The organism is bacterium, from assembly GCA_024226335.1.
Classification (GTDB): Bacteria; Myxococcota_A; UBA9160; order SZUA-336; family SZUA-336; genus JAAELY01.
In genome coordinates this window covers 1-3,046 of record JAAELY010000239.1, presented here as the reverse complement: position 1 = coordinate 3,046, position 3,046 = coordinate 1, and the positions used below count along the sequence as shown (strand labels likewise).

Below are 3,046 nucleotides of genomic sequence, written 5' to 3'. Positions count from 1 at the left end.
GGCGATGTCCACGCCCACCGCGTACGGGATTACCGCTCCTTCCAGTGCCAGAACACCGCCAATGGGTAAGCCATAACCGACGTGGGCGTCGGGCATCAACGCGGCGCCGGCCGCCAACGGTACACCGCACGCCTGTTTCATCTGTGCTCGCGTGGCGTCGTCGATTTCCGTGCCCCAGGTCTGATAGTCAATTGGATCGGGCCGCACGAAGGACCGTTCCTCAATCACGTCCTTTGCGAACTGGCCGAGATGCTCGTCTTCGGTGAAGTCCTGCGGGCGGTCGATCACGTCTCGAATCGCCTGCTTGACCTGCTTCCCACGTATCCCACCGGTCTTCATCATGCTCTGGATCGCGGCAATCGCGCCGTGGACGCACTCTTCAGGCACGCCAAGTTTCTGAAGCTGTCGGCTGTTCATAATTACATCGTGTCCACAATGAAAGGAAGCAGGCGTGCAATGTTCCTCGCGTCGTCTATGCCACGGTGGTGCGTGCCCTCAAGCGGCAAGCCCACCCTCCGCAGGGCAGCTTTCATGCCCTCCGGCTTCCGTAGCTCCATTCGCTCGGCAAATCGCTGCTTGAGATTCATGTGTTTGCCGAATGGGTACGGCAAACCGTGCAAAGAACAGTCTTGCTTCAACTGCTTGCGATCGTACGCTCCCCAAGAACAGAAGAGATGGTTCCGGTATTCTGCACTCCACCTAACGAGTTGATCTAGCACATCGGAGAACCCCGGCGCGTTGTCGACGTCCGCCTGTGTGATACTCGTCAACTCCGTGCAAAATACGGTCAGCAGTCGGTTTCGCACCGGTTGCACGAAGCAACCGAACTCAGCGACTGGTTGAAGAGACTGCGCGTCGGCCATCACGGCCCCAATCTCGATGATCTCCATCCTTCCGAACGGAATGGTGCCCTGGTCGCAGCAGGTGGCTTCGAGGTCGATCACAAGGTAGTAGTCGTATCGCATTTCGTGCCGTTCGATGTTTGGATTTGTCGTTGGGACGATTGTCTACACCAAGGTGTCTGCCGTCGAGGCGGCATCAGGAAGACGCCCCTGGTCCGATCGCTCGAACCAGGAGCGTTCCCAAGTGACCCACGCGGAGGTGGGCTCATGTTGCACGGCCGGATGCCGGTGACAGGCTGGATTCTTCCCAGATTCTGCACCAGCAACCGCGCCATCGTCTCTGAGCACTGCTCAGGCGACGACCTTGGTCACGACACCCGAGCCAACGGTTTTGCCGCCTTCCCGGATGGCGAACCGGGCGCCGTCCGCCAACGCGACCGGTCGCCCCAGATGCACGCCCAGCCTCACGCCGTCGCCGGGCATGGCCATCTCGGCATCGCCCAGGACCTCAGTTGCCCCAGTGACGTCCGTCGTGCGGAAGAAGAACTGCGGCGTGTAACCGCCGAAAAACGGTGTATGACGGCCGCCCTCCTCCTTCGTGAGCACGTAGACCTCGGCCTCGAACTCGGTATGGGGCGCTATCGAGCCTTTGGCCGCTAGTACCTGGCCTCGCTGGACCTCGTCGCGAGCGACTCCGCGAAGCAGACAACCCACGTTGTCGCCGGCCTGGGCGAAGTCCATGATCTGGCCGAACGTCTCGACCTGCGTGACGACGACCGTCCGCGGCTGGTCGGCGGCACCCACGATGTCCACCGAGTCGCCGCACCGTACGACGCCCTGCTCGATCTTGCCGCTCACGACCGTGCCGCGACCGGTGATCGTAAACACGTTCTCGATCGGCATGAGCAGCGGTTTGTCCACCGCCCGGACCGGGTCGGGAAGGTAGGTGTCGAGCGCAGCAAGCAACTCGTCGATACACCGCGTGGCCTGCGAATCGCTCGGGTTGTCGTGAGCGAGCATCGCAGATCCCCGGATAAACGGCACGTCGTCGCCCGGGAACTTGTACTGCGACAGCAGGTCTCGCAGCTCCATCTCAACGAGTTCGAGCATTTCCGGATCGTCGACCAGATCGCACTTATTCAGGAACACGACCAGGTGCGGCACGTCGACTTGGCGAGCCAGCAGCACATGCTCTCGCGTCTGAGGCATCGGTCCATCGGCGGCCGACACCACCATCACGGCGCCGTCCATCTGGGCCGCTCCGGTGATCATGTTCTTGATGTAGTCGGCATGGCCAGGGCAGTCGATGTGAGTGTACATTCGTCGCTCGGTCTCGTACTTCACATGGGCCGCCGTGATCGTCACCGTCTTGCTCTCGTCGCGGACAATGCCACCTCTGGCGATCTCCGCATACGGCTTGTAGTCGGCCAGACCTCTGTTGGACTGCACGCGCAGGATGGCGGCAGTCAGCGTGGTCTTGCCGTGGTCGACGTGACCAACGGTTCCCACATTCACGTTCAGTTTGTCACGACAAAAAGTCTCCTTGGCCATTTTCTCCTCCTTTCAAGGGGGTTACGGAAGCGGAGACAAAGCACACCACCGAGCGATCGCACAGTGCCACGCCGCGGCTTGCCAGGCAGCGGTGAGGTAAGCGAACGTCGGAAATGCGCTTACGGAAGAAACGGGGCGCACCGGCGCCACACGCGCTGTGGCCGGTCTCCCGACCGAGCCACCAGTCTGACCGAAGGTCTCAAAACGCAGGGGAGACCTTCGGTCACGCCAATCGACGGGGTCGGGAGACCCGCGCCGAACAAAGGAATCCGCGGAGAGAAGGAGCCTGGCCCGACCGGGCCAGCGGCGAGGCTACCCCAGGACGAGAGCACAGGCTCTAAAGCTCAGTGAAGTGGCTTGGAAATCGCATCGTTCGCCGTCTTTGCGCGGAAGAATGAAGGTGTTCGGCAGGAACCTGGTCCGCACGGACCGCGATACCGCCTTCCCACTACGTGACAACCCTAATGCGAAAAGGGCTCGCAGGGGGATTTGGATAACCCCAAGAAAGAAGGCCCCCGGTGCCGACTCAGTCGGACCGGAGGCCTTTGGTTTACAATTCGATCGACTCGACCTCCGCGACGAAGCGGTTGGCATCACCGCTCAGGAACGAGGCGACCACGTTGAACACGGCGTCACTGAAGCCGCCGATGTTC

At 61.4% G+C, this 3,046-nt stretch carries 3 protein-coding genes; all 3 read right to left on the bottom strand.

Annotation, left to right across the window (positions count from 1 at the left end; genetic code table 11):
• A partial coding sequence (locus tag GY725_12015; protein MCP4004910.1) for an RtcB family protein occupies window positions 1–417 on the bottom strand: 417 nt, incomplete at its 3' end.
• Window positions 418–419: 2 nt separating this feature from the next.
• Window positions 420–965, bottom strand: coding sequence for an exonuclease domain-containing protein (locus GY725_12010; protein MCP4004909.1), 546 nt, complete (start codon window positions 963–965; stop codon window positions 420–422).
• 228 nt (window positions 966–1,193) lie between these two features.
• Complete coding sequence (tuf, locus tag GY725_12005) at window positions 1,194–2,393, bottom strand: elongation factor Tu (protein MCP4004908.1); 1,200 nt, start codon at window positions 2,391–2,393, stop codon at window positions 1,194–1,196.
• Window positions 2,394–3,046: the final 653 nt, after the last annotated feature.